The organism is Pseudomonas sp. RG1 (assembly GCF_025910115.1).
Lineage (GTDB): Bacteria > Pseudomonadota > Gammaproteobacteria > Pseudomonadales > Pseudomonadaceae > Aquipseudomonas > Aquipseudomonas atacamensis.
The window spans coordinates 187,395-207,926 of the sequence record NZ_JAPCIK010000020.1 but is presented as its reverse complement, the minus strand read 5'-3'; the positions used below and the strand labels follow the sequence as shown (position 1 = coordinate 207,926).

Genomic DNA, 20,532 nt, shown 5'->3' with positions numbered 1-20,532 from the left:
GGCGAAACCCGGTGTGAACAACGGCAGCGTCGAATTCCTGATCCCCGCCGAAGCGGTTGCCGCGAACATTGGCAAAAACGTCAAGAACCTCACGCTGCAATACGAAGTGACCTCCCCGGGCTCCAATGAAGTCCCGTCAAAAACACTCACCGTAACTGTCATGCCCCTGCCGGCTGCGGAACTGGACAAGCTGAGCATCGTGCAGGCTGATGATGGTGAACTGGATCTGAGCAAGATTACGGCGGGAGGCACTATCAAAGCGGGTGTATGGGCCTTTATTGCGCCTAATCAGCGCGTGAAACTGGTACTCAAGGGCCGCAAAAACAACGGCGACGAATTCAATCAAGTGATCTGGCCGTGGCCTTCTTCGTACGTCAACCAGAACTGGATAACAGCCGGTGAGTTTACTTACCCGCTGGCGTATGACGATGTGAAGGATCTGGCGCATGACAGCCAGTTCGAAATGCATTTCAAAGCGGCATTGACCCTGAGTCAGGTTGAGGCGGATGCGATTGACGGGCCGGTTAAGCGTTATCGGGTGAAGGCGGTTGAGGATGTGGCGCCGATGATCGATTTGATTGTGGCCACCGATAACGGTGAAGAAATCGCCGAAGGCGCCACTATTGTTAAAACCGCCGTGACGTTGAGCGGTATAGGCGCCAAGGGTCAGAAAGTCGAAGCGTTCGACAATGGAAAATCCATAGATACGCCTTTGGTTGACGGTGCTGGGGAGTGGACTTTGCCGGTATCAGGTTTGGCACTGACGCTGCATAAATTCACTGTCGCGCGGATTGGCTCGGGTGATCGATCAGAGGAAAGAACGCTGACGGTTACTGAACTCGTCACGCCCACGCTCACTTCTGTCAAGGACAGCAAGGATGTCGAAGTTCCTGAGGGGGCGTACACAGTCAGCACTTCGCTTACGGTTAGTGGTAAAGCGAGTAAGGGACAGGAAGTAGAGATTTTTGATGGCACCGCTCCGGATGCGGAATCGAAAGGAAAAGCGTTAGCTGACTCAGTGACAGGGGATTGGCGACGGCCAATATCGATCGATTTAGGCCCGCGCCGGTTGTTTGCCAGGTCGTTGTATCACAGTGGTGAAATGGATTCTGGCGCGCGTAGTTTTACGGCAACAGCGGAAGTTAGTCCGACGATTGATTCGGTGAAAGGATTGCCAAGTAATGTCGAGATTGAAAATGGTGGTACTACAGAGGATAGAGAGGTAATCCTGACCGGCGCCGCATCCAAGGGACTGAATGTTGAGATATTCGACGGCGCGAATACTAGCGGGTCGGCTGCGGTGAATCCTACAACAGGAACTTGGAAGGGAACAGTCAACAACTTGAATCTGGGAGATCACATATTTACCGTTAAGGCTTCGTATGGAGCGGAGCAAATATCTCAACCTCGAAATTTACAAGTGATGCCGAAACTTGATGATCTGACGACATTTACGAACTATGAATGGAATGGATGGAGCAATGCAAATCCACAACACCCCATTTCTATCACAGCAACTGCAGGTGAATATTTCGTAATTTCGCAACCTGGCACAGATGGATATCACCGAACACTCGAGATCGTGAAAGCATTTCCAAGCTTGGACGAAGATAAAACTTACACCTTGAGCTTCGATTACAAATGCGCAAGCAATCCATGGTTAAGCACTACTGGCATTCCAGGAATCAGTTTACCAGCAAGCGCACAATGGAGAGGTCATTCATCCACATTCATTATGCCAAGCGCTTTCCCGGATTATCCACCGCCGATGTATTATTTTTCCCTAAGCGGTTTTAGTAATAATCAAAGCGTGAGCTTGGATAATTTGCGACTAACAAAAAATTAGTCAATAGAGTTGATATTTAGCGTCACGCGACCGCAAAGGTGACGGATTTGTCTAACCTATTATTTAACGATGATTTAAACAGCGAAGCGCGATCCAGGCTTCTCTTCTGATCGCGAAAGGACCGTCAGGTTTGCGCAATTCTTTGATTTAAACGAAGGTGTTTAAAAGACACCTGCTGACACGCCTTCCAGGCTACAAATTCTTGCACCATTGCCTACAGCTACGCGAGAATCCGCCGGCTTGTGCGCCTTGGGGACGGGTTCTATTGTGGTGCGGTCGCTGAATGTTCAGTGATCGGGTTTAGCAGCCCGGGTTATCTCTAGACGCACAAGGTGTTGCCGTTATGGCGGCTTTGCGTGGGGCACTTCGGTGCGCCGGGTTCTAGAGTCCTGGTCTGCTAACCCGCGTACAGCCGCCACCTCCTTCGTTAGCAGCGAACGGTGGCAGCTCCACCACTCTAGAGGCTTCACCCATGATCAAACCAACACCCAACCCACCCGAAACTGACCCCACCTCCCCCTACGAATCCCTCGATTCAAAAAAACTCCACCAAGCCGCCGACCGCGCCCTCGACCACTACCTCTGCCCACCCGGCTCTACTCCACCGCCGTTCAGCCCCCGCGCCATGTACGCCGTCACCGCCGATACCAAAAACGAAGACCTGCTGGCCAATGCCTGCGAAACGCTTGCGTCGGCCAAAACCATCGCTCAGGAATTCGCCGGGCTGGCGAAGCCATCGCAGCGCCGGACGCTTATGGGGATTGCGCAGTTGATCATGCTCGGGGAGTTGGCGGTGAATCGGGTGCTGGATAATCTGGAGTTGCCGCAGTAGCGGGCCTTTGATGATCGTTCCCACGCTCTGCGTGGGAATGCCTCAAGGGACGCTCCGCGTTCCAGCTCTTGGGGGGACGCAGAGCGTCCCGGGCTGAATTCCCACGCGGAGCGTGGGAACGATCAACGCGTAAGCAGTGAAGATTCTTGTGGGAGCGAGCCTGCTCGCGAATGCGGTTTGTCAGTCACTGTGGCTTCGACTGGCGGATTGCTTTCGCGAGCAGGCTCGCTCCGACTGTTGATGCGGTACGGGTGCAGTTGATGATCGTTCCCACGCTCTGCGTGGGAATGCCTCAAGGGACGCTCCGCGTTCCAGCTCTGGGGGGACGCAGAGCGTCCCGGGCTGCATTCCCACGCGGAGCGTGGGAACGATCAACGCGTAAGCAATGAAGATTCTTGTGGGAGCGAGCCTGCTCGCGAAAGCGGTTTGTCAGTCACTGTGGCTTCGACTGGCGGATTGCTTTCGCGAGCAGGCTCACTCCTACAGGGGGGCGGGTCAAGGCTGGAACCATTCGTGGCGTTCGTTGAAGGTTTGCTGGATGAGGTCGATGAGGGCTTGGATTTCGGGAGAGTTTTGCGAGTCGGTGTTGACGGCGAGCCAAGCATGGAGCTGCATCGGTTCGGCGAATAATCCGGGCAGTGCGATGAGGCCTCGGTCGAAGCGGCTCATGTATGCCGGCAGCAATCCGATGCAAGCGCTGCACCGGATCATCTCCAGCATCAATTCATAAGATTGAATCTGTACTACGCCAGCCAAGCGCCGCTCGACCAACTCATTCCAAGGGCGAAAGCTCTCAACCTGCCGATCGCACTGCCACTGCACCAGCATGAAGTCCGCCAGATCATCCGGCGTTTCCGGTCGCGCTGTCACCCGCGAATAGCGCTTGGCGATGTGCGGCAGATATTCAATTCGCGCGAGGTGTTGCGGTGCGCTTGTGGCGAAGGTGGGACCAGGGTTTGAAGCATCGCTGGGCGCCAGCCAGAGGACAATGTCGGCGCTGACCGCACGCAAGGCCAGTTCGCTATCCAGAGCAATAATTTCCAGACGCAGGCTGGCATTGCGGCGCAGCAATGCGATGAGGTCGCGGCCGAGGATGTCGTGGAGGATGGATTCGGCGATGGCGAGGCGGATCAGCGGTTGTTCGATGACCGGGAGTTTGCGTTGGTGGGCCAGGGTGCTGAGTCGGGCCTGCAACTGTTGGCCTTCGCGGGTGAGCGTTAGGGCGCTGCCCTGGAAGCTGAACAGGCTGTGTTGCAGTTGTTGTTCGAGTTGCGCGAGTTGTTTGCGCAGCAGCGTCGAGCGCACATTGAGGCTGCGCGCGGCTTGCATGAAGCAACCGCAGCGGGCGCTGACGAGGAAGTATTGGGCGACTTCGCTGTCGATGGTCGCGGCCTGGTTGAGCCAGGGTTCGGGGCTGGTTTGGGACGATTGGTAATCAACGGCGCCCGGGCGTCCTGCGGGTTCGGTGAATGACATTGATGACTCCCTGTCGATCTAATGTGGTTGCTCTGAATACACCGGATCTCATTGTGGGAGCGAGCCTGCTCGCGAAAGCGTTGGCACATTCAACATCTTCGCTGACTGACCCACCGCATTCGCGAGCAGGCTCGCTCCCACAGGGGTGATTGGTGTTTGGCTGACGTCAGTGTTTTTCCTCGAGGATTTTGTTCAGTTCAGCCCCGTCGATGCTCAGGGTGGCGGTATTAAGCATGCCGTCCAGATAAGCCTGGGCGATCTGTTCCTCGCGTTGTGCGCGCAGGGCCTGGGTCAGTTGGTCGCGCAGTTCCTCCAGCGTCGCGGTGCGGGCCGGTTGTTGTTCGGTGAGTTTGATCACGTGGAAGCCGGCGGCGCTTTGCACCGGATCAGACACGGCGCCCACCTTGAGCCGCGCTACAGCGCCACGTACTTCCGGCACCAGCTGTTGCAACGGTTGCAGGCCGGTATCACCGCCCCGCTCTGCCGTGACGCGATCCTGCGAATATTGCGTAGCGAGCGCCGCAAAATCAGCCGGTGCTGATTGCGCCTTCTTGCTCAATTCAGCGGCTTGTTTGCGCACGGTTTCCACATTCGCTGCGTCACTGACGCCAAGGAAAATCTGACTGACCCGATACAGCGCCGGGGTCTGCCAATTGGCCTTGCCGGCGTCGTACGCCTGCTGCAATTCAGCTGCGCTTGGATACTCCGCCGGCACCTGACTCACCGAGCGCAGATAATCACGAAACACGATTTGCTCAGTCGCCGCGCGAGTTTGCCGGGCGACGTCCGGCCGCTGCGCCCAACCCTGCGCATCGGCCTGTTCCAGCACGGCTTTTTCCGCCAGTCGCGAGCGAATCCAGCGCTCCAGCGCCTCACGGTTGCCGCGCAATTGCTCGCGGGTTTGCGCCGGGACAGTGGCCAGCAGCGCCTGCAATTCCTCTGGCGAAACCTGCTGATTGCCCAACCGCGCCACCGCTGGCCCGACTGCAACCGGCATCACCGGCGACGGCTGCTGAGCGGCGACCGGGTCACTGCCCGGTCGCATCACCAGCGCCACGGCCATCACCAACAGCGCCACTGCTCCGGCGCCGATCACCATGGCAGGCTTTTTCACAGTGCAACTTCCTCTTGTTCGGCGACAGCGGATTTGGCGGTGTGCGAAGCAGCGGTCTGGCTGAAATCGCGCAGGTACACGATGAATTCCTGCAACAGGCGATCCCACAACTCCAGATTGCCGCGCAGGTGTTCGTTGCTCACGCCCGCAGCCACGACAACGTCCATCTCCATGACCAGAAACTCACCCTGCAACGACAACCGTGCAAAACGTCGAGTAGCATTCCACTGCTCTGCGACTCCCTCAGGCAACTCACCCTGCACGCGCAGCGCACAGCTGAAAGTGAAATCAACGAACCCGCCCTGCTCCAGCGCCGGGTTGCCGAACCGCACGGCGTAGCCGATGCCCTGACTGGCGCTGAGCAACTGGACGATGCCGTTCTGTTCGCTCTGGTTGACGCGGTAACCGGCGGCTTGCAGAACGTCGGTCAGCGATTGCGGGGAAACGTGGGTGATCAATTGAGTCATGGCTTTCTTCCTTGCTATCAGTGAGCGATCGCCGCTTGCGGCGCGTCGAATTGGGTTTTGTACAGCTCGTCGCCGAAGCCCTGGGCCAGTTCATCGAACTTGACCCGGGCGCTGCCAGCGAAGGGCTGGCGGATCTTCATCACTTCGGCGACGTCGATGTTTTCGTAGGCCGTGAGGATCTGTTTGGCGACGCCGTACATTTGCTGATTCTTGGCTGAACATTGCTGCACTTGTGTGTCACGTTCCGCCAGTTGCGCTTGCAGCTTCGTGCGTTCGGCTTCTTTGCCACGAGCGAGGACCAGCAATTCGTCATAGGCTTTTTTGAACTTGCCGGTCTGCTCGGCACTGGCCGCGACTTGCGCCTGCGCCTGGCTGTGCAGGCTCTGTTGTTGTCCGGCCAGTTGCTCGGCAAGGCCTTTGGCTTTGGCCAATTCGGCCGTTAGTTGCTTGATCTGCGCTTGGGCAGCCTTGGCTTCGTTCTGCGCCGCCAGTTGCGCGGCGCTGGCCTGGGCCTGCTGACTTTGCAGGGCCTGCAATTGCTGGGTGGTGCTGCGCAACTGCGTGCGCAAGCGTTCTTCCATGCCTTCGGCGCTCGCCCCGCTGGCAATCAATAAACCCAGGCCCAACGCGAGAAAACGCGTGTTCATAAAGCTCTCCCGGCGCCCTAGAAGCGCGTGTTGATCTCAAGCTGCAAGACGTCGATGTCGAACGGCGCGCCGTACACCGCTTCGGTGCTCATCCAGCGGCCCGTTGCGGAAACGTTCTTCGCCAGGCCGTAGTTGCCGCCCATGAAATAGCCCTTGGCGTTGGTGCCGCCGAGGTGGAACGACGAGTCGTTGAAGCCGTCCGGCAAGGCGTCCGGCTGGATGTACTTGTAGCCGGCGAACAGGTTCCAGTCGCCCTTGCGCGTAAGGTCCAGCGCGTTGCCGAGGGTGAACTGCACCATCCATGCGTTGGCGCCGCTTTCGATCTCGCCGCTGCTGTCGAGGTTGTTGACGATCTGCCCGGCGGAGCGCTTGCGCATGTCGCCTTCGTCGTAGCTGAGGTTGTGGATGTAATTGCCCTGGCTGCGCAGTTTGAAGTCCTGCGGCAGGTCGGCGTCCCACACGACGTTGAGATCGAGCAGGTTGAACTCGGACGCAAGCCCGACGAATTGCGGCTGCGGCGTGGCGCTCGGGTTGAGCGGGTTCGGCGTGATGTCACGCAGCAGGAACACGCTGTTGCCCTTCTGCATGAACGCCGCACGGGTACCGTCGCTGTCGCAACCCGGCGCGCCGGCCCACGGTTCGCAGGGGCTGGAGCGCTGGCCCTGTATGTCGTCGAAGCGGTAATAGGCCAGCGCACCTTTGAGGCGGTTGTTGCTGTTGATCGCCCATTTCGCGCCGAGCTGGGCGCCGTAAAGCCACTTGTTGTCGCTCTCTTCCTTGTCGAAACCGTTACTGCTGGAGGTGTCGTTGGTGTAATCCACCGGGAATGCGCCGACGGTGCCGAACACGCCCCAATCGCGGTTGAGCTTGTGATCGAAAATCGCCGCCACACCATCGAAATTCAGGTCGTTGGAATAGAGCATGTCGGTGGACATGAACGGGTTGGCGAAGCGCCCGCCGGTCAGGGTCAATTCGTCCATTGGCTTCCAGGTCAGGTAGCCCTGATCGAGCCAGATGTCCTTCTTGGCAAAGCCGCCGCCGAGGTTTTGCGTGGTCGATACCGGGTTGTCGTCCGAACCGGTGCCGATGCGAATGCCGGCGGTCCATTCCTCCGAAATCACCGCTTTCATGCCCAGGCGTGCGCGCAGGCGAAAGAGGTTTTCGCGGTCTTCGCGGGTGTTGAGCAACGGTGGCAGGCTGGTGCTGCTGTTGGGATTCACGTCGTACGGGCCGTTGTTGTTGAGCTTGGCGAAGTCGACGATTTCGTTGCTGTTGTTGCCCGAGTAGTACCGCGATTCGTCACGCAGACGAATGTCGCCGTCGAAGCTGATGCGCGAGGCCCAGTCCGGAAAGGTATTCGGCGCTGCCCAGTTTTCCTGTTTGGCGGTGGCCATGACCTCGGCTTTGACCTGATCGCGGATCTGGTCGCGCACCGCTGCCGGCACGTACTGCACACGCACATCGCCCGGCGCGGCGACCGGTCCGGCCGCGACTGCGGTGGACGCGGCAGCCTGTTTGGCCTGCGCCGCTTCGTTCTGCGCCTGGGCGATCAGCGCGTCGGCCTTGTCCTGTTTGAGAATGCCCTGCTCGACCAGCAAGCGGATCAGATTGATCGTGGCGTTCTCCGAGGGCGCAGGCGCTGCCACGGCCTGACCGACCAGGGTCGCAATGACCATGCCGACCGCCAGGGACAATCGATTCACGTTGGAAATCATCTGCACACAACTCCTTTTGCCGAAGCTTGAATAAGTGAATTAACCCGGACGCCGCCCTTGCAGGGACAAGCGCACGGGCAAAGTGATGGAGGCCGGAGGCCGTTCGCTGAGGGCTGGCGCACCGCGTAAAGCGGCCAGCACCTGGGTATCGATTTGCGGGTTGCCACTGGACTTGATCAGCTCGACACGGGTGATCTCGCCGACGCTGCTCAGCCACACATCGGCCTGCAGCGAGAATGCGAGGTTGCGCAGCTCGGGGTTCTCGCGCAGCAAACGCTGGAAAGTGAACGCGAGAAACTGGCTGTACGTGCCCGTACCCAACCGCCCACCACCCGCGCCGGCCATGCCGCCGCCCTTGCCGGCGCCGATGTTGAAAGCGTCGCTGCCGGCCTGCGCGTCGCCGTCCATTTGCATCGGATTGGCCAGATCGTCCGCCGGCGATGGCGGCGCCTCCTCTTCAGGCTTGACCTCCTCCGGCTCCGGCGTTGGCTCGGGCTCGACGACTTTTTCTTCCACCGGCGTTTCCGGCTCTGGCGGTTTCTCCGGCGGCGGTGGTGGCGGTGGCGGCAACGGAATGATCGTCGGCACTTTCGGCGCTTCGCGGCGCACGCCGGCCATGTCGTTGGCCCACTGCCAGAGGAACCACGCGGCGAGCGCGCCGACCAGCAATCCGGCGCCCCACTTCACATAGCGCAACGGCGACTTTTTCACGGGCGGCGGTTCGATCGGGAGTTGTGCGGTCATGACTCAGCCCTGACTCGGTTTGCCGGTAACGAGACCGACCTGGGACAGTTCGAGCCGGCGCAGCAGATCCAGCACTTCGATGACTTTCTGGTACTGCACCGTCGCATCGCCGCGCACGATCACCGGGAAATCCGGGCTCTGCGCTTTCTCGATGCGCAGGCGCTCTTCCAGCTCCGCCAAAGTGACCGGATAGGCATCGAGGAACACCTGGCCGCCGTCGTTGACCGAGATCGCCTTGGTCTTGGCTTCCGACAGCGACACCGAAGCGCTGGCCTTGGGCAGGTTGATCTGGATCCCGGAGACCTGCGCGGTGGCGGTGAGGATGAACATCACCAGCACCACCATCAGCACATCGACCAGCGGAGTGATGTTGATGCTGTCGACCGCGGCATCGTCATCATCGTCGTGGGAGGCATTTACGGACGCCATGGCAGTGCTCCTCAGGCCGGTACGGAGTGGTTGGCGTGATGGCCGCGCTGGTGCGACGCCTCACTGAACTGGCTCTCGCCGTGCATTTCCGCCAGCCGGGTGATGAACTCGTCGACGAATACGCGCATGTCGGCGCTGACTTCCTTGTTGCGGGTGATCAGGCGGTTGTAGCCAAACAGCGCGGGGATCGCGACGAACAGGCCCATCGCCGTGGCCAACAGCGCGGCGGCCATACCGGGAGCGATGGCGTTGATGTTGACGTCGCCGGCCATCGCCGTGCCGAGGAACACCACCATGATCCCCAGCACGGTGCCGAGCAGGCCGATGTACGGGCCGCCGGCGATGGCGTTGGACAGGGTCGAGAGTTTCGAACTCAGTTGTTGGTTCTCGCGGGTGCGCACGCCGTCCATCGAGCAGCGGATGGCTTCGATGGTCGCCGCTGAAACCGAGGAGGTATCGGCGCCCTGCTCACGACGGGTACGGATCTCTTTGACCGCCACCAGGTACAGGCGCCACAGCGACGAATGCTGCAGACGCTGAGCCAGTTGCGCATCGTCGGCGAACATTTCCAGACGCGTGCCGACCTTGGCGAATTGCACGCGAAAGTCTTCGTTGGCAGCGGTGACGCGACTGAGGCTGCGGTTCTTGCGCAACATGATGATCCACGACTGGAACATCATCAGCACCAGCACGGCGATGATCACCCAGGCGTCGACTGGCACCGCGTTGAGCAGGAAGCCGAGGCTACCGAAGCCAAACCCGGATTGTTCTTCATCGACGCCGTAAGCGACCAGTTTCGACTCGGCGCCTTGCGAGGTGGCATCGGCCAGCAACAGCGCGGCCGGACGGGCGACTTTCGACAGGCGCAGCTCATCAATTGCGCCAGCGAATGGCTGGAACGCGCCTTCCTGCAGATCGGCACCGATGGCCATGACCGAGTTGAACGCCGGCATCGCTTGGGCCAGTGCAGCGCTTTCGCGACCGTTGATGTACAGGGTGACTTTCGAACCCTCGGCGGTCAGCGCAACGTGTTGCCATTGCGCCGGAGCCAGAGCTTGCGTTGCGGCGGCGCGCTGGCCGTCGATTTCCACGAACGGCAGGCCTTGGCTGACGCCGATCAGCAGACTTTGCGTGCCTTCGCGCCGAGCCAGGATCAGTTGCTCGCCAGAGGCCTGATCCAGACGCAGCCAGGCACTGAAGGTGAACGCGCTGCCGGCGTTGTGTTGCAGCGACGGACTGGCCGGCAGCAACAACGGCTGGCCGCTGAACTGCAAGGCGCGCCCGACGACGCCATCGATCGCTGTGCCGGTCGCGCTTTGCGCGGTGTTGCCGTACGCCGTGGTGTCTTTCGCCGGGGTGCCGGTGGCGCCGTCGAAGTGATACAGCGCGGTGTAATTCGGATCGAAAGTGAGTTGGCCGTTGCCAGTGGCCGGGGCTTTCTGGTTGCCGTAGTACATCCAGATGTCCTGACGCTGACCGCCCTCTACATTCGGCACATCAACCCAGATCAGCGCCATGCCCATCAGCGCGTCGAAACTTTCGATCTGGTGGTTGAGCACGGTTTTGTCATCCGCCGCGACGAAGCGCAGATCGGAGCCGTCCTCTTTCACGCCGTCGAAGGTGAAGTTGCCGGTGTGCAGGCGCACCAGCAGCGCGGTGCGGCCGAGGGCCTGATTGATCGCCGCGCCTTGCGGGGTGGTGTCGACGGCGATCTGTTTGCGGTAATGCCAGTCGTCCTGCCACCAGGCCTGAGCCGTGGCCGGGAGCACGAAGCCCAGGCAGATCAACAACGAAAGGAAGAGGCGTTGCATGGACGTGCTCCGTTAGAAAGTGGCTTGAAGGTTGAAGTGCAGGCGCGATTCCTGCTTTGAGGTGTTCGGCCCTTCGAGTAGCGGGTAGCCCCAGTCGAGGCTGCCGGACAGCCATTTACTCAGGCTGGCGCGGGTGCCGAGGCCGACGCTGGCCAGGGCGTAATTGGCGTCCTGATCCGGCAGTTCGTCGCGCAAATACAACTGCGCGCCTTCGGCGAAGGCATAGAAGCGCCAGTCCTGCATCCACGTGCCGGCAAATTTCGCCAGCGACGGTGTGCGCAATTCCTGGCTGAGCAGGTAACCGTCATCGGCGGTACGTTCAGCCGCGAGATAGCCGCGCACGGAGGTGGCGCCACCGGCGGAGAATTGTTCGTTGGAAACCAGCGGCCCCGAGGCGAGTTGGAATGCGGCTTTGCTTGCGCTCTGCCAGTCGCTGTCGAAGGTCCAGGTGTAGTTGGTGTCGCCCTTGAGCACGGCGAAACTCGGTTTGGCGCGATAACGTTTGTAGTCGAAGTCTTCGTCGTCGCTGCCGTAGCCGAACACGCTGCGCGTGGCGGCCACCAGACTCAGGCCGAGGCCGAGCTGGCTCTTTTCGCTGTAGCGAAAGCCGTTGTAGGCGAAGGTGAACGGTGCGTATTTGAGCGGCACCTTGTCGCTTTCGCCGGACAGGCTCAGGCGCTCGTCGAAGTCCTTGAAGTCGATGCCGGCCGACAGCGAGTTCGACCAGTTACCGCTCGAGGGCAGCGTGTAAATCGCCGCGACGCCGTAAGAATGACCCTTGCCGAGCACGTTGCTGCCGCCGATGGTGGCGACGTTGCTGTCGGACTGGTAACCGGAGAACTGCACGCTCCAGCGCTCGCTCAGCGGCGCGGTGTAGGACCCGGACCAGACCTTGGCGTTGTCGGTTTCCTGCGGCGCGGTGAAGAACGTCAGGTTGACGCTGTGGCCGAGCTGCCAGAGGTTGTTGTAACCGAGACTGGTGACGCTGCGCAGCTTTTCGGTGTCGGCACTGTAATCGTTATTGAGGCCGACGCTGGCCGTCCACGGGTTCTGGTCTTCGACCTGCAAGTCGACATCCATGGTGCCGGGGCGCTGCCCTTCACGCACCAGCGGCATGACCTGGCGACCGGGTGTCTTGTTGAGCTGCGCCAGTTCGCCCTGGACCTTGGCAAAGTCCGGCACCTCGCCTTCTTTCAGCGCCGGGACGTTGTCGCGGATATCCAGCGGCGAATAGTGTTTGGCGCCGACCACGCGCACCCGGCCGACCTTGGTTTCGCTGACTTGCAGATAGACGATGCCATCGGCCACGGCCTGCTCGGGCAGCTCGACAAACACCGATTGATAGCCGCGTTCCTGATAGGCCTTCTGCAACGCATCGCGGGCGCCTTCGATGTCGCTCAAGGCTTTCTGCGGGCCGAGAAACGGGTACACCGCTTCTTCGATCGCCCGGGCATCGAGCACGGTATTGCCGCGCACGAAGTATTCGTTGACGTCGACCAGTCGCTGCGCGGCGGGCGCTTCTGTGCCCTCCTCGGCCAGCGCCGGCTGCGCGCCCGCCGTCACCAGCAGCCAGCCCCACAGCGCCAGCCGTGACGTGAAAATCCGTTCCACATTACCCCCTGAAATTCGCGATGACCTGTGGGCGTTAGCGCCCGGTGTGCTGCGTCAATTGCTGATCGTTGTGGCGCAGGCGTGCTTGCCCAGCCAGGTGTGCAACAGCGCAAAGTTCAGCGAGAACTCGGGCATTTGCAGCAAGGCACCGCAGAACACTTCGCCGATGATTTTCTGAATCAGCAGCACCGCGCGCGGCTCGTTGAGCAGCGTGGCGATGTCACGGCTGAGGGCGGTGAAACTCCAGACTTTCTGGTTCAGGCCGAGGCCGACAAACCAGCGGAACAGCAGGTTGTAGTTCAGTTGTTCATAGAGCTGCTGTTCGCTGGGCACCGAATACAGCAATTGCAGGAGCAGGATGTGCATCACCGTTTGCGCGGGAATGAGCATGCCGGGCGCGGCATTGAGGTCGTGCAGCAGGTCCTGATGGGCGTCGAGCAGATCGTCAATCTGCGGGCGCAACAACACCAGCGAATGGCCCGGCGGAATGTAGCTGGACACTTCTTTCAGAGCGCCCTGCCAGTCCTCCTGCGAGACGATCCAGACCCACGGCGCGCCGTAGCGATACACCGAAACCGGCTTCTTGCGCGCGGCTTCGACGATCTTCGACAGGCGTTGATCGAGCTCCTGCATGCCCACTTTCGAATAGCGTTCCATAGTCCCCATTGCCTCACTCCCGGCGTCCCGCCTCGGCTTGCAAAGTACGCCCCGAAAGGCCCCTCAAGCGCGTTACACAGGCATGACCGGACTGGCAAAGGGCTACCGAACTTTTGTCATAAAAGCTTCATTACCGAAGACAGACTGACTGATTTAAACGATCGACCGTGGGAGCGAGCCTGCTCGCGAAAGCGCTGTGTCAGGCAATGAGGATGTTGGATGTGCCGCCGCCTTCGCGAGCAGGCTCGCTCCCACAGGGTGGACTGCGGTTGCACCGTTGCGTGACATTCGCGTGACATTCACAGGGTTAAATCCCGGCCCGTTCAGGCGTATAACCTTCACAAGACTTTCAATCGGCACGCCGACTTCAACACAGGGTAGTGACATGACCACAGCAAACATCCTTGGCAACCTGTTCCCTTCGGTCAGCGACATCCCGGAAAAATATCGCCTCGACGCTCAGGTCGAGCAGCGTGAATACCTGGTCGATGGTCAATTGCGCCGCTGGGACGGCCCGCTCGCGCAGGTGCGCAGCCCGGTTTATCTGAAAAGCGAAAACGGCGAAGAACAGGTGATCCTCGGCAGCACGCCGCTGCTGGATGCCGACACCGCGCTCACCGCCCTCGACGCTGCCGTTCGCGCTTACGATCGCGGCCAAGGCCTGTGGCCGACCATGCGCGTGGCCGAGCGCATCCAGCACGTCGAAGCATTCCTCGGCCGCATGCGCGAGCAGCGCGAGGCGGTGGTCAAGCTGCTGATGTGGGAGATCGGCAAGAATCTCAAGGACTCAGAAAAAGAGTTCGATCGCACCTGCGATTACATCGTCGACACCATCAATGCCCTGAAAGAACTCGACCGCCGCTCCAGCCGTTTCGAGCTGGAGCAGGACACCCTCGGCCAGATCCGCCGCGTGCCACTCGGCGTCGCCTTGTGCATGGGGCCTTACAACTATCCGCTGAACGAAACCTTCACCACGCTGATTCCGGCACTGATCATGGGTAACACCGTGGTGTTCAAACCGGCCAAGCTCGGCGTGCTGCTGATTCGCCCGTTGCTCGAAGCCTTCCGCGACAGCTTCCCGAGCGGCGTGATCAACGTCATCTACGGCAGCGGCCGCGAGACCGTCAGCGCTTTGATGGCCAGCGGCAAGATCGACATCTTTGCCTTCATCGGCACCAACAAGGCTGCCAGTGACCTGAAAAAGCTGCACCCGAAACCACACCGTTTGCGCGCGGCTCTGGGTCTGGACGCCAAGAACCCGGGCATCGTTTTGCCCGAAGTCGATCTCGACAATGCAGTCAGCGAAGCGGTCACCGGCTCGCTGTCGTTCAATGGTCAGCGCTGCACCGCACTGAAAATCCTCTTCGTGCATGAAGACGTGGTCGACAGCTTCATCGAGAAATTCAATGCCAGACTGGCCACGCTCAAACCGGGCATGCCGTGGGACAGCGGCGTGGCGCTGACGCCGCTGCCGGAGTCGGGCAAGATCGATTATCTGCACGGGCTGGTCGCGGATGCGCAAAGCAAAGGCGCCCAGGTGGTCAACCCGAATGGTGGCGAGTCCCACGCCTCGTTCTTCTACCCGGCAGTGCTGTATCCGGTGAATCCGCAAATGCGCGTGTATCAGGAAGAACAGTTCGGCCCGGTCGTGCCCATCGTGCCGTACCGCCACCTCGATACCGTGATTGACTATGTGCTGGAATCCGATTTCGGCCAGCAGTTGAGCATCTTCGGCACCAACCCGGTGGCGGTCGGCCGGCTGGTCGACACTTTCGCCAATCAGGTCGGGCGGATCAACCTCAACGCCCAGTGCCAGCGCGGCCCGGACACTTACCCGTTCAATGGCCGCAAAAACTCCGCCGAAGGCACGCTCTCGGTTCACGATGCCTTGCGAGTGTTTTCGATTCGGACGCTGGTGGCGACCAAGTTCCAGGAGAGCAACAAGGACCTGATCAGCGAGATCATTCGCGGGCGTGATTCGAGTTTCCTGACCACCGATTACATCTTTTGACGGATGATCGGCAGGATTGAACGATCCTGCCGATCCGTCAGCCCCCCCCGGGCGATTCAGTGACTACACTCAGCCCAGCATTGCTGGATGCCCGGGAGGCTGACCATGCTCGATTACTTCGCATTGGGTCTGTTGGTTTTTGTCGGTCTCGTGCTGTTTTACGGGATCATCGTGCTGCATGACATTCCGTACGAAATCGCCGTTCATCGCAACCACCCGCACCAGGACGCGATCCATGCCACGGGCTGGGTCAGTCTGTTCACTTTGCATGCACTCTGGCCGTTTCTGTGGATCTGGGCGATGGCTTATCGCGAGGACCGCGGTTGGGGGTTCGGCGATGGCAAACCCATTCAGAATCACGTCAATCAACTGGAGCAGCAGGTCGTCGAGCTGCAAGCCCGGATCGAGCGGCTCGAAGCGCAGTCGCCGGTTGCGCCTCACTCTGACAGCCGGGGGATCTGAGCATGGATCTGTTGCTCATCCTCACGTACGCCGCACTCTGCGTCGCCATCTTCAAGATCTTCCGCATTCCGCTGAATAAATGGACGGTGCCCACCGCTGTCCTGGGTGGCGTGCTGATCATCGGCGCGCTGATTTTCACCATGAACTACAACCATCCCTATTCCGAGGTGGCGCGCTCCTACTTTGTCTCGGTCCCGGTCATTCCGATCATCAGTGGCCAGGTGATCGACGTGCCGGTTAAGGGCAACGAACCCCTGGAAAAAGGCGACGTGCTGTTCCGCATCGATCCCACGCCTTTCCAGAACCGCTTGAAATCGCTCAAGGCGCAACTGGTTGCAGCCAAGGGCGACCGCTACCGCATCACCGAACTGATACGCCGCAACTTCGGCACCCAGCGTGAACTGGACGCGGCCATCGCCCGCACCGACGATCTGCAGGCGCAACTGGACAACGCTCAATTTGAACTGGACAACACTGTGGTTCGAGCGCCGAGCAAAGGCTTCGTCACCCACGTTTCCCTGCGCCCTGGAATGATGGCGAGCAAGCTGCCGCTGCGCCCGTCGATGGTGTTTATTCCGCAGGAAGGTCAGTACTTCGCCGCTTGGATGCGTCAGAACAGCCTGCTGCGTCTGACCGTGGGCGACGAGGCCGAAGTCGCCTTCGATGGCATTCCCGGCAAAGTCTTCGCGGGGCGAGTGAAAAGCGTGATCGGGGTGATCGCCGAGGGCCAGGTGCAACCTTCCGGCACCCTGATCAGCTACACCGGCTCGCCACCGGCGGGACGGGTGCCGGTGATCATTGAAATCACTGACCCGGCGTTCGCCGAATACAGCGCGCTCATGCCGGGCGGCGCCTACGGGCAAGCGGCGCTTTACAGTCAGCACTTTCATCACATCGGCGCGATGCGCAAAATCCTGCTGCGCATGTCCGCCTGGATGAATTACATTTTCCCCTTCCATTGATGACTGACTCACGAGGTTCGCACTGACTACTTACAGCACCCACCGCCTGCCACCGCTGTTGCGCCGTATCCTGCGTCCGTTACTGGACCCGTATCGGCGCTACCGTCACGCCCGACTGATCCATTCCGTGCGCGTGGCGCTGGGGTTGCTGGCGACGATTCTGCTGACTACTGGCATCAACCTGCCCCACGGCGAATGGGCATCGGTGACCATGCTGGTGGTGATCGGCGGTTTGCAGCACCACGGCAACATCGGCAAAAAAGCCGCCGAGCGCGCCATCGGCACCTTGATCGGTGCAGGGGTCGGATTGGCCTTGGTGGCGCAGCACGCCTGGCTGGGCATGCCGTGGCTGACCTACTTTTCCATGGCCGTGGTGTGCGGTTTTTTCTCGTATCACGCGATTGGCAAGGGCGGCTACACCGCCCTGCTCTCGGCGATCACGGTGTTCATCGTCGCCGGGCATGGCGACAACCCGATCACCGATGGTCTGTGGCGCGGCGTCGACATCCTGATCGGCATCGCCCTCGCCCTGGCGTTTTCCTTCGCCCTGCCGCTCTACGCGGTCTACTCGTGGCGTTACAACCTCGCCGATGCCTTGCGCGATTGCGCCACGGTGTACGGGCGCATCATCAACGGTGAAGCGGTCAGCGCCGACGAGCATGTGCGGCTGATGAGCAAGGTGGGTGCGGTGATGGTGCAGTTGCGCTCGCTGATGCCGTCGGTGTCCAAGGAAGTGAAAATTTCCATGACTGAGCTGGACGCGATTCAGCGCAACCTGCGCATGTGCATCAGCACGCTGGAGATCCTCGGCAATATCCGCCCCAACGCAAGCGACCCGCAGGCCACGGCACATCTGCAAACGGCGCTGAAGGCTGAGCACCGGCAAATTCGTGTGCAACTGATCGGCATGGCTCGCGCGTTGAAAACCGGGGCCTCGCAACGGCTGGAGCGAGAGATGGAGCTGCCAGCAGCGGACCTTGATGCGCCGGTTGCCAATACGCTCGACGGCTACCGGATGTTGACCCGACAACTGGCGGCCAATATCAGCGAGATGCGCCAGCGCCTGGCAGCAACCGCACCGCGCTGGAACATCTGATCCTTATTGTGCCGCCAGCCGTCGGGCTTTCCAGCCCCAACCTTGTTGCATGCCGGCGGCGGCCAGCAGGATCGCTGCAACGCCTATCCATTGCAGCAATTCGAGGCGATGGCCGAAGGCGAACCAGTCAACGAAGATCGCCGCGATCGGATAGATAAAGGACAGCGCGCCGGTCAATGCCGTCGGCAATTTTTGAATCGCGCCGTACAGCAAAACGTACATCAGACCGGTGTGCACGATCCCGAGAGTCAGCAGACTCGCCCAGGCATCGACGCCTTGCGGCAACGCATCGAAATGCGCAAAAGGCGCGAGCAACAACACCCCGGTGCAGACTTGAATCAGCGCGATCAGATGTGGCGGCGTGCCGGTCAGGCGCTTGATGATCAGTGCAGCGATCGCATACAGAAACGCCGCGCCCAACGCCAGGGCAATTCCCATCAGGTAATCGTTACCCTCCTCACCTTGCGTGCCATGGGCGCTGACGATCGCCAGCATGCCCATGAACGAGATCGCCAGCCAGAACAGCTTCTGCAGGGTAATTTTCTCGCCGAGAAACAGTGCCGCCAGACCGACCAGCATGAATGGCTGTACGTTGTAGACCGCCGTACCAATGGCAATCGAGGCGCGGGAATAGGATGCGAACAGCAGCACCCAATTGCCGACAATCGCCATTCCACTGAGCACCGCCAGCAGAAACGTTGTACGGGTCAGCATTCCCGGCCGCAGAAAGCCGAACGCGGCGCAGACCAACAGCAACGTGCCGGCGCCGAACACGCAGCGCCAGAACACCACGTCGAGCACCGGTTGCCCGGACACCAGAACAAACCAGCCGATCGTCCCGGATATGAGCATGGCGGCGGTCATTTCCAGCGAACCGCGGCGGATTGCGTTGTCCATCATCTTCTCCTGAGGCTGTGAGCGAAGCATGGCAAAAGTATGCCAAGCGCACCTCGGGCTGCTCCAGCGCATAAAGCAGGCTAAACTTGGTTTTCGCCTTTTTTATCGAGGGTGATTTGCGCCCTTCGCCTAATCCGGAGTTTGAATGTGACTGACGATATCGATCAGATCCTTATCAGTGCGCTGATGGAAGACTCGCGGCGCTCGCTCAAAGCGCTGGCGCAGATCAGCGGCCTGTCATCGCCCAGCGTGGCCGAGCGGTTGCGGCGGTTGGAAGAACGCGGCGTGCTCAAGGGCTACACGGTGGAGATTGATCCGAAATGCTTCGGCTATCAGTTGCAGGCGATCGTCCGGGTGCGACCGCTGCCGGGCCAATTGCAAGAGGTTGAGCGGCAGATCTTGTCGATTCCGGAGTTCACCGAGTGCGACAAGGTCACCGGTGACGATTGCTTCATCGCCCGCCTGCACGTGCGCTCGATGGAGCAGCTCGATACCCTGCTAGACCGACTGAATACGTTGGCCGAAACCAACACCGCGATCGTCAAGAAGACCCCGGTCAAGCGACGCCTGCCACCGATGGCGTAGGTGTCTTTTACCAATGAACAGGGTAGATTGGGGTTTTTCGCGGCTAAGGAATGGCGCTATGAAAACTCAGGCTATGCTGCTGGCGGCCCTGCTGCTCGGCGGTTGTGGCACGATTCAAACGGTGGCGCGCGACGACCAGGCTGCCATTGACGGGCTCAAGCAGCAGAAAAGTTATTGCGGCGCGGTGCCGAGAATCTACAGCGGCCTCGCTTATGACTTCTGCACCCTGAACGCTCCGCTGGCCTCAGGCATCGATCCCGATGATCACCGCAACGCGGCCATTCCGGTGGTGCTGGTGGACGCCGTGGTCTCCGGCGCGCTCGACACCTTGCTCCTGCCCTACACGGTCTACCGTCAGCAAGTGGACGGCAGCATCGTCATCAACTGAACGACTACTTTCTTCCAGACAATAAAAAACCCGCAGAAGCGGGTTTTTTTATTGCAGCCATTACGATCAGTCGTCGCGGCTCATGATGCCGAACAGTTGCAGCAGGCTGACGAACAGGTTGTAGATCGATACATACAGGCTGATGGTCGCCATGATGTAGTTGCGCTCGCCGCCGTGGATGATCGCGCTGGTCTGGAACAGAATGCACACCGACGAGAACAGCACGAAGCCGGCGCTGATCGCCAGTTGCAGGCCGCTGATCTGGAAGAAGAAGCTCGCCAGTGTAGCGCCCAGCAGGACAAAGAAACCTGCGGTGATGAAGCCACCGAGGAAGCTCATGTCCTTGCGGGTGATCAGCACGTAGGCCGACAGACCACCGAACACCAGTGCGGTCATGGCGAAAGCCGAGCTGACCACTTCAGCGCCGCCCTGCATGCCCAGGTAACGGTTGAGGATCGGGCCGAGCAGGAAACCCATGAAACCGGTCAACGCGAAGGCGGATACCAGGCCCCACGCGGAATCACGGAGTTTGTTGGTGAGGAAGAACAGCCCGTAGAAGCCGATCAGCACGACGAAAATGTTCGGGTAGCCGACACGCATCTGCTGGGCTACGAAGGCCATCACGCCGCTGAATGCGAGGGTCAGAGCCAAGAGACCATAAGTGTTGCGCAGGACGCGGCTAACCTCTAGCTGCTCAGCCTGCACGCTGTTATTAACTGCGTAATCCTGTTCGCGCATGGCGACACTCCTGTTGGTTTGAAACGTTCAGTCGCAAAGATCAT

19 protein-coding genes and 1 pseudogene are annotated in these 20,532 nt (G+C 60.2%); 8 read left to right on the top strand and 12 right to left on the bottom strand.

Annotation, left to right across the window (positions count from 1 at the left end; genetic code table 11):
• Window positions 1-1,846 (top strand): annotated as a pseudogene (locus OK411_RS14405) (hypothetical protein); the annotation flags it as partial.
• Window positions 1,847-2,318: 472 nt separating this feature from the next.
• On the top strand, window positions 2,319-2,678 hold the full coding sequence (locus OK411_RS14400) for a DUF6124 family protein (RefSeq protein ID WP_122699330.1): 360 nt from the start codon (window positions 2,319-2,321) through the stop codon (window positions 2,676-2,678).
• 495 nt (window positions 2,679-3,173) lie between these two features.
• Here the strand turns inward: OK411_RS14400 and OK411_RS14395 are convergent, their stop codons facing one another.
• The 10 genes from OK411_RS14395 to OK411_RS14350 form a co-directional block, all read right to left on the bottom strand.
• On the bottom strand, window positions 3,174-4,154 hold the full coding sequence (locus OK411_RS14395) for a substrate-binding domain-containing protein (RefSeq protein ID WP_217878082.1): 981 nt from the start codon (window positions 4,152-4,154) through the stop codon (window positions 3,174-3,176).
• A 166-nt stretch (window positions 4,155-4,320) separates the two neighbouring features.
• The gene (locus OK411_RS14390; RefSeq protein ID WP_264365194.1) at window positions 4,321-5,268 is read right to left on the bottom strand and encodes a peptidylprolyl isomerase; all 948 of its coding nucleotides are present in this window, start codon (window positions 5,266-5,268) and stop codon (window positions 4,321-4,323) included.
• Window positions 5,265-5,735: a YbjN domain-containing protein gene (locus OK411_RS14385; RefSeq protein ID WP_130888114.1), complete on the bottom strand. Its 471-nt coding sequence runs from the start codon at window positions 5,733-5,735 to the stop codon at window positions 5,265-5,267. The genes OK411_RS14390 and OK411_RS14385 overlap by 4 nt, the downstream gene beginning before the upstream one ends.
• Window positions 5,736-5,752: 17 nt before the next feature.
• The gene (locus OK411_RS14380) at window positions 5,753-6,382 is read right to left on the bottom strand and encodes a DNA repair protein (RefSeq protein WP_264365193.1); all 630 of its coding nucleotides are present in this window, start codon (window positions 6,380-6,382) and stop codon (window positions 5,753-5,755) included.
• A 17-nt stretch (window positions 6,383-6,399) separates the two neighbouring features.
• Entirely contained in the window at window positions 6,400-8,097 is a 1,698-nt protein-coding gene (locus tag OK411_RS14375) for a putative porin (RefSeq protein ID WP_264365192.1), read from the bottom strand.
• A 39-nt stretch (window positions 8,098-8,136) separates the two neighbouring features.
• A complete protein-coding gene (locus OK411_RS14370) occupies window positions 8,137-8,841 on the bottom strand; it encodes an energy transducer TonB (protein ID WP_122692655.1) in 705 nt (234 codons plus the stop codon).
• A gap of 3 nt (window positions 8,842-8,844) precedes the next feature.
• Entirely contained in the window at window positions 8,845-9,270 is a 426-nt protein-coding gene (locus tag OK411_RS14365; RefSeq protein ID WP_003201710.1) for an ExbD/TolR family protein, read from the bottom strand.
• Window positions 9,271-9,281: 11 nt separating this feature from the next.
• Window positions 9,282-11,081, bottom strand: coding sequence for a DUF2341 domain-containing protein (locus OK411_RS14360; RefSeq protein ID WP_136493427.1), 1,800 nt, complete (start codon window positions 11,079-11,081; stop codon window positions 9,282-9,284).
• A 12-nt stretch (window positions 11,082-11,093) separates the two neighbouring features.
• Window positions 11,094-12,692, bottom strand: a complete 1,599-nt coding sequence (locus OK411_RS14355) for a ShlB/FhaC/HecB family hemolysin secretion/activation protein (RefSeq protein WP_122610433.1) — start codon at window positions 12,690-12,692, stop codon at window positions 11,094-11,096.
• A gap of 54 nt (window positions 12,693-12,746) precedes the next feature.
• Window positions 12,747-13,358, bottom strand: a complete 612-nt coding sequence (locus OK411_RS14350; RefSeq protein ID WP_073474621.1) for a transposase — start codon at window positions 13,356-13,358, stop codon at window positions 12,747-12,749.
• Window positions 13,359-13,734: 376 nt separating this feature from the next.
• Between OK411_RS14350 and OK411_RS14345 the strand changes: the two genes are divergently transcribed.
• From OK411_RS14345 to OK411_RS14330, 4 genes are all read left to right on the top strand, one after another.
• Complete coding sequence (locus tag OK411_RS14345) at window positions 13,735-15,360, top strand: NADP-dependent glyceraldehyde-3-phosphate dehydrogenase (RefSeq protein ID WP_264365191.1); 1,626 nt, start codon at window positions 13,735-13,737, stop codon at window positions 15,358-15,360.
• Window positions 15,361-15,465: 105 nt separating this feature from the next.
• Complete coding sequence (locus OK411_RS14340) at window positions 15,466-15,822, top strand: DUF3302 domain-containing protein (protein ID WP_110599509.1); 357 nt, start codon at window positions 15,466-15,468, stop codon at window positions 15,820-15,822.
• Window positions 15,823-15,824: 2 nt separating this feature from the next.
• Complete coding sequence (locus OK411_RS14335; RefSeq protein WP_016774598.1) at window positions 15,825-16,784, top strand: HlyD family secretion protein; 960 nt, start codon at window positions 15,825-15,827, stop codon at window positions 16,782-16,784.
• A gap of 55 nt (window positions 16,785-16,839) precedes the next feature.
• Entirely contained in the window at window positions 16,840-17,880 is a 1,041-nt protein-coding gene (locus OK411_RS14330; RefSeq protein ID WP_177421660.1) for an FUSC family protein, read from the top strand.
• A 3-nt stretch (window positions 17,881-17,883) separates the two neighbouring features.
• On the opposite strand, the gene OK411_RS14325 is transcribed toward OK411_RS14330, so the two are convergent.
• Window positions 17,884-18,777, bottom strand: a complete 894-nt coding sequence (locus tag OK411_RS14325; RefSeq protein WP_056785729.1) for a DMT family transporter — start codon at window positions 18,775-18,777, stop codon at window positions 17,884-17,886.
• 147 nt (window positions 18,778-18,924) lie between these two features.
• On the opposite strand from OK411_RS14325, the gene OK411_RS14320 reads away from it, so the two are divergent.
• Both OK411_RS14320 and OK411_RS14315 read left to right on the top strand, forming a co-directional pair.
• Window positions 18,925-19,362, top strand: a complete 438-nt coding sequence (locus OK411_RS14320) for an Lrp/AsnC family transcriptional regulator (protein ID WP_016774595.1) — start codon at window positions 18,925-18,927, stop codon at window positions 19,360-19,362.
• Between the two features lie 58 nt (window positions 19,363-19,420).
• Window positions 19,421-19,750, top strand: a complete 330-nt coding sequence (locus OK411_RS14315; RefSeq protein WP_217878078.1) for a YceK/YidQ family lipoprotein — start codon at window positions 19,421-19,423, stop codon at window positions 19,748-19,750.
• Window positions 19,751-19,816: 66 nt separating this feature from the next.
• Here OK411_RS14315 and OK411_RS14310 read toward each other — a convergent pair whose 3' ends face one another.
• Complete coding sequence (locus OK411_RS14310; protein WP_008006561.1) at window positions 19,817-20,488, bottom strand: Bax inhibitor-1/YccA family protein; 672 nt, start codon at window positions 20,486-20,488, stop codon at window positions 19,817-19,819.
• Window positions 20,489-20,532: the final 44 nt, after the last annotated feature.

Excerpts from the sequence above, each read along its gene's own strand:
- OK411_RS14400 (WP_122699330.1), top strand. The coding sequence starts at position 2,319 with ATGATCAAACCAACACCCAACCCACCCGAAACTGACCCCACCTCCCCC.
- OK411_RS14395 (WP_217878082.1), bottom strand. The coding sequence starts at position 4,154 with ATGTCATTCACCGAACCCGCAGGACGCCCGGGCGCCGTTGATTACCAA.
- OK411_RS14385 (WP_130888114.1), bottom strand. The coding sequence starts at position 5,735 with ATGACTCAATTGATCACCCACGTTTCCCCGCAATCGCTGACCGACGTT.
- OK411_RS14380 (WP_264365193.1), bottom strand. The coding sequence starts at position 6,382 with ATGAACACGCGTTTTCTCGCGTTGGGCCTGGGTTTATTGATTGCCAGC.
- OK411_RS14375 (WP_264365192.1), bottom strand. The coding sequence starts at position 8,097 with ATGATTTCCAACGTGAATCGATTGTCCCTGGCGGTCGGCATGGTCATT.
- OK411_RS14370 (WP_122692655.1), bottom strand. The coding sequence starts at position 8,841 with ATGACCGCACAACTCCCGATCGAACCGCCGCCCGTGAAAAAGTCGCCG.
- OK411_RS14365 (WP_003201710.1), bottom strand. The coding sequence starts at position 9,270 with ATGGCGTCCGTAAATGCCTCCCACGACGATGATGACGATGCCGCGGTC.
- OK411_RS14360 (WP_136493427.1), bottom strand. The coding sequence starts at position 11,081 with ATGCAACGCCTCTTCCTTTCGTTGTTGATCTGCCTGGGCTTCGTGCTC.
- OK411_RS14350 (WP_073474621.1), bottom strand. The coding sequence starts at position 13,358 with ATGGGGACTATGGAACGCTATTCGAAAGTGGGCATGCAGGAGCTCGAT.
- OK411_RS14345 (WP_264365191.1), top strand. The coding sequence starts at position 13,735 with ATGACCACAGCAAACATCCTTGGCAACCTGTTCCCTTCGGTCAGCGAC.
- OK411_RS14340 (WP_110599509.1), top strand. The coding sequence starts at position 15,466 with ATGCTCGATTACTTCGCATTGGGTCTGTTGGTTTTTGTCGGTCTCGTG.
- OK411_RS14335 (WP_016774598.1), top strand. The coding sequence starts at position 15,825 with ATGGATCTGTTGCTCATCCTCACGTACGCCGCACTCTGCGTCGCCATC.
- OK411_RS14325 (WP_056785729.1), bottom strand. The coding sequence starts at position 18,777 with ATGGACAACGCAATCCGCCGCGGTTCGCTGGAAATGACCGCCGCCATG.
- OK411_RS14315 (WP_217878078.1), top strand. The coding sequence starts at position 19,421 with ATGAAAACTCAGGCTATGCTGCTGGCGGCCCTGCTGCTCGGCGGTTGT.
- OK411_RS14310 (WP_008006561.1), bottom strand. The coding sequence starts at position 20,488 with ATGCGCGAACAGGATTACGCAGTTAATAACAGCGTGCAGGCTGAGCAG.